4 protein-coding genes are annotated in these 4687 nt (G+C 66.7%); 2 read left to right on the forward strand and 2 right to left on the reverse strand.

The window, feature by feature from the left end:
• The coding region (locus tag A3736_RS16465; RefSeq protein WP_082851565.1) for a DEAD/DEAH box helicase at positions 1 to 1620 on the forward strand (1620 nt) is incomplete at its 5' end.
• 8 nt (positions 1621 to 1628) lie between these two features.
• Here A3736_RS16465 and A3736_RS16470 read toward each other — a convergent pair.
• On the reverse strand, positions 1629 to 1898 hold the full coding sequence (locus tag A3736_RS16470) for a hypothetical protein (RefSeq protein WP_067685163.1): 270 nt from the start codon (positions 1896 to 1898) through the stop codon (positions 1629 to 1631).
• Positions 1899 to 1971: 73 nt separating this feature from the next.
• Between A3736_RS16470 and A3736_RS16475 the strand changes: the two genes are divergently transcribed.
• On the forward strand, positions 1972 to 3327 hold the full coding sequence (locus A3736_RS16475; RefSeq protein ID WP_067685159.1) for an MATE family efflux transporter: 1356 nt from the start codon (positions 1972 to 1974) through the stop codon (positions 3325 to 3327).
• Between the two features lie 3 nt (positions 3328 to 3330).
• On the opposite strand, the gene A3736_RS16480 is transcribed toward A3736_RS16475, so the two are convergent.
• A partial coding sequence (locus tag A3736_RS16480; protein WP_369815457.1) for a M28 family peptidase occupies positions 3331 to 4687 on the reverse strand: 1357 nt, incomplete at its 5' end.

Here is a 4687-nt window from a genome sequence, read left to right on the forward strand (position 1 = left end):
GCGCATGGCCGCGACCTCGTCGTCTCCGCGCAGACCGGATCGGGCAAGACCGTCGCCTTCGGACTCGCCTTCGCCGATCAGGTGCTCGGCGATGATGGCCAGCTCCTGTCGCGCGGCGCGCCCTCGGCCCTCGTGATTGCGCCGACGCGCGAGCTGGCGCTACAGGTCAGCAAGGAACTGCACTGGCTGTACGAAAAGACCGGCGCGCGGATCGCGTCCTGCGTCGGCGGGATGAACCCGCAGGCCGAACGCCGCGCGCTGAAGGCGGGCGCCACCATCGTGGTCGGCACGCCCGGCCGCCTGCGCGATCATATCGAACGCGGCGCGCTCGACCTGTCCGGCCTTGCAGTCGTGGTGCTCGACGAAGCGGACGAGATGCTCGACATGGGGTTCCGCGAAGAGCTAGAATACATCCTTGAAGCGACGCCCGATGGCCGCCGCGTGCTGATGTTCTCGGCCACCATGCCCCGCCCGATCGAAGCGCTCGCCCGCCGTTATCAGCGCGACGCGCTGCGCATCGCCACCGGCGGCAAGGATCGCGGACATGGCGATATTGCCTATCAGGCCGTCGCCATTCCCCCGTCCGCGACCGAGAACGCGGTGGTCAACCTGCTGCGCTTCCACGAGGCGGAAACGGCGATCCTGTTCTGCGCCACGCGCGAACGCGTGCGGCAATTGCACAGCGCGCTCCAGGATCGCGGCTTCGGTGTGGTCGCTCTGTCGGGCGAACATTCGCAGTCGGAACGCAATCAGGCGCTCCAGACGCTTCGTGACGGGCGCGCGCGGGTCTGCGTTGCCACCGATGTCGCGGCGCGCGGTATCGATTTGCCCACGCTCACGCTCGTCATCCATGTCGATCTGCCGCGCGATGCGGAAACCCTGCAGCACCGCTCGGGCCGCACCGGACGCGCGGGTCGCAAGGGGACGGCAGTGATGGTCGTGCCGTTCAACCAGCGCCGCCGCACCGAAAGCATGCTGCGCCATGCGGGTATCGAAACCGCGTGGATCGACGTGCCCGACCGCAAGGCCGTGCTCGCGCAGGATCGCTCGCGCATGCTCGAATCCCTGATGCAGCCGATCGATAACGACACGGTGGACGGGGCCGACCGCGAACTCGCCGATACGCTGCTGGCCGAACGCAGCCCGCAGGACATCGCGCTGATGCTGGTGCAGGCCCATCGCGCGAAGATGCCGCAGCCCGAAGAGTTTTCCGCGCAGACGATCGATGCCCATCGCGCCGCGCAGAAGGAAAAGCATCGCGCCGGGTTCGAGGATACGGTCTGGTTCCGGCTCGACGTGGGCCGCCGCCGCAATGCCGATCCGCGCTGGATCCTGCCGATCCTGTGCAAGCGCGGCGGTATCACTCGTAACGAGATCGGCGCGATCCGCATCGCGCAGAACGAAACGCATTTCCAGATCCCCCGCGCGGTCGCCGGCAGCTTCGCGAAGACTGCGGCACAGACGGCCGGGCAGGATGAAAAGGGCGGCGAATTTACGATCGAGCGCGCGCCGGAAGGACCGCGCGTCCAGGCGCGAGAGAACGGCCGCAAGAAGCGGCATAAGGATTTTCACGCCAAGCCGTCCAACCGGCACGACGCGAAGCGCAAGCGCAAAGCATAAGAGGGCGGTCAATCCTCCGGAACGGTGCTCGCCTGTGCCATCAAGTCCATAAGGTTGCGCGCGGCCTCCCGATCCTCTTCGTGCTCGAACGCAACGTCGAGATCGGGGGCCGCATCGAACATGTGCAGTAGCGTCCAAAGCGCGAAGCGCCGCCCGCGATCCTTTTCCAATCCGAAATCGACTCGCATTCGCTCGACTCCGGCGCGGGTGGCATCTGGTTCGATCGCGGCGAGGTCGCGCGTTCCGAAATAGTTCTGCATGAGGTCGGCTAGGTCCATCATCATGCGCTAGCCGACCGAGGCGACGATGCAAGCGCTTGCCCCAAGCCGTCGCGCCCCGCATGCAACCGCGATGCAGTCCCGTTCCAGTCCCATCGCATCCCGCATAGATAGCCGCGCCATCTGGGCGATCGCCCTGCCCGCAATGGTCACGAACGTCGCCACCGCGCTGATCGGCGTGGGCGATATGTGGATCGTGGGCCGATTGGGCGACGCGCCGACGCAAGGTGCGGTCGATATCGGCGCGCGGCTGTTTGCCACGCTGTTCGTCGTCATGAACTTCCTCAAGACCGGCACAACCGGCCTCGTCGCACAGGCCGGGACGCGCAGCGCGGGCGGTGCCGGCGGCGAGGCGCAGGCCGCCTTGTTACTGCGGGGGCTGGCGGTCGGGACTGCCATCGCGCTGGTTTTGCTGATTGCGAAACCGATCCTGCTTCCCTGGCTGCTCGATGTCCTGGGCGCAGAAGGTAGGGTGCTGGGAGCCGCGCGGATCTACGCCGATATCCGCTATTGGAGCGCGCCCGCCGTGATGGCGAATTTCGCCCTGGTCGGCTTTCTCGTCGGACAGCGGCGGATGCGTGCGGTGCTTTTTTTCGAGGTCGCCTATAACCTCCTCAACCTCGCCCTCGGCCTTTGGCTGGCGCTCGGCCTCGAATGGGGCATTGCGGGGATCGGCTGGTCGAGCTTCGTCGCGGAATACGCCAAGCTGCTGGCGATCGCGCTATTCGTGATGCGCGGGGATACGGGGCGCGCGATAAGGGCCGCCGCCCGGAACGCCGCGATCCTCTCGCCTGCGAAATTGCGCCCCTTCCTTTCGGTCAATCGCGACCTGTTCCTGCGCACGGTGGTGCTGATGATCGCGCTCGCCGCGCTCACCCGGCTCAGCGCCGAGCGCGGCCCGGTGGTGCTGGCGGCAAACGGGATTTTCCACCAGCTCTTCGTACTGATGGCGCTGCTGCTCGACGGGTTCGAGAATGCAGCGCAAGTGTTGAACGGAGAGCGGCGCGGGGCCGACGACCGGGCAGGCTTCACCGCCTATATGCGCGCGATCCTGTGGCGCGGGTTTGCGCTCGCTGCCGGAGTGTCGATCGCTCTGGCGCTGTTTGCCGGGCCGCTGATCGACACCTTCGCCGCAACGCCCGCCGTAGCCAAAACCGGGCGGTCCTACGCGATCTGGCTCGCGATCATGCCGTTCGCAGGCGTCGCGGCCTTCGTGTTCGACGGCGTGTTCGTCGGGGCAAGCTGGACGCGCGCCCTACTCGTTTCCATGATCGGCGCAGCGGCGGTCTATGCGGCGTCGCTATGGCTGACGTGGCCGCTAGGCAATGACGGGCTGTGGCTGTCCTTCGTCCTGTTCCTGGCGCTCAGAGCGGTGTTCCAGCTGATGCTGGTCCCCCGCCTATTGCGCCAGGAATTCGGAAGCGATTGAACCTCAGCGCGGCAGGATCGCGCCCGGCTCGTTCGCCAGAATGCCGACCACCTGCGTCCACACCGCCACATTCTGGCGCAGTTGGACCGGGTCGATCTTGTCGAGCGTGTCGTCGGGCGTGTGATGCAGGTCGAAATAGCGCGTGCCGTCCTGCTGCAGATCGATGATCGCGGTCTTCTGGTCGCGGGCGATGTCGATATCTGCGCCGCCGGTCGCCACCAGCGCGCCATTGGCAACGCCAAAGCGCGCAACCGCGCTGGCGATCCGGGCGTGCAGCGTGGGGTTGGCGTCGCGGAAATTGCTTTCGAACCGCCAGATGCGGTCCGCGCCGAAATCGCTTTCCAGCCCGACCGCGATCGGCTCGTCGATATGGGCTGCGCTATAGGCTTTCGAGCCGTACAGTCCCACCTCTTCGGCGCCTGCCATCAACACGCGGATCGTGCGCAGCGGCTGCGCGCCCGAAGCGGCATGCTTGGCCGCCGCCGCAACGATGCCGCACCCCGCCGCATCGTCGAAAGCGCCGGGGCTGTTCCACCAGCTATCGAGATGACAGGCGACGAGGACAGGCGGCAGCGACGGATCGCGTCCGACGATCTCGCCGACGACATTGCCGCTGGTCGTCATGCCCAGATTGCGCGGCGTCAATGTCAATTTCATGCGTATGGGCAAGCCCTGCGCCCGATCGAACATGCGCTCCAGATTGGCAGCGTCCGGCAGGCTTAGTGCGCCCGCTGGCGTCGGTGCGACTCCGTCGGGGAAGCTGGTGCCACCGGTATGCGGATTGCGGTGATAGTCGGTCCCCACCGCCTTGATGACTGTCGCGATCGCGCCCTTGCTCGCCGCGATCCCGGCGCCGACCCAGCGAGCGGGGCCTGCGAAGCCGTATTGCGAGCCGTCCTGCGTCGGCGTCATCGCGTGGCTGATATAGGCGATCTTGCCTTCAAGGCTGCCATCGGGCGCGGCGCGCAAAGCGTCTACATTCTCGAATTCGACCACTTCGGCCTCTATCCCCTCAGGCCCGGTCGATGCGCTGTTGCCGAGCGGCTGGATCACCAGCGGTTGGGGGTAGGGGCTGAGGATTTCGGCCTTGTGCGTATCGCCCGGGATCCAGGTTTCCATCTGGAACGGCTCGTCCGCGACATTCACGAACCCGTTGCGCGTCAGCCAGGCCCGGGCCCAGTCGCGTCCGCGTTTTTCGGCCTCGGTTCCGGCCTGACGCGGACCGACCTCGGTGGTAACGCCTTCCACGAAGTCCCAGGCATAGCGGTCCTGAGTCAGCGCGGCATCGGCAGCCGAGGCGACAGGATCGCTTTGCGCCATAACGGGCGCGGCGACGGTGGACAGGAGGGCGGCGGCGAGG

Origin of the sequence: Erythrobacter sp. HI0063, from assembly GCF_001635685.1 — a bacterium.
Classification (GTDB): Bacteria; Pseudomonadota; Alphaproteobacteria; order Sphingomonadales; family Sphingomonadaceae; genus Qipengyuania.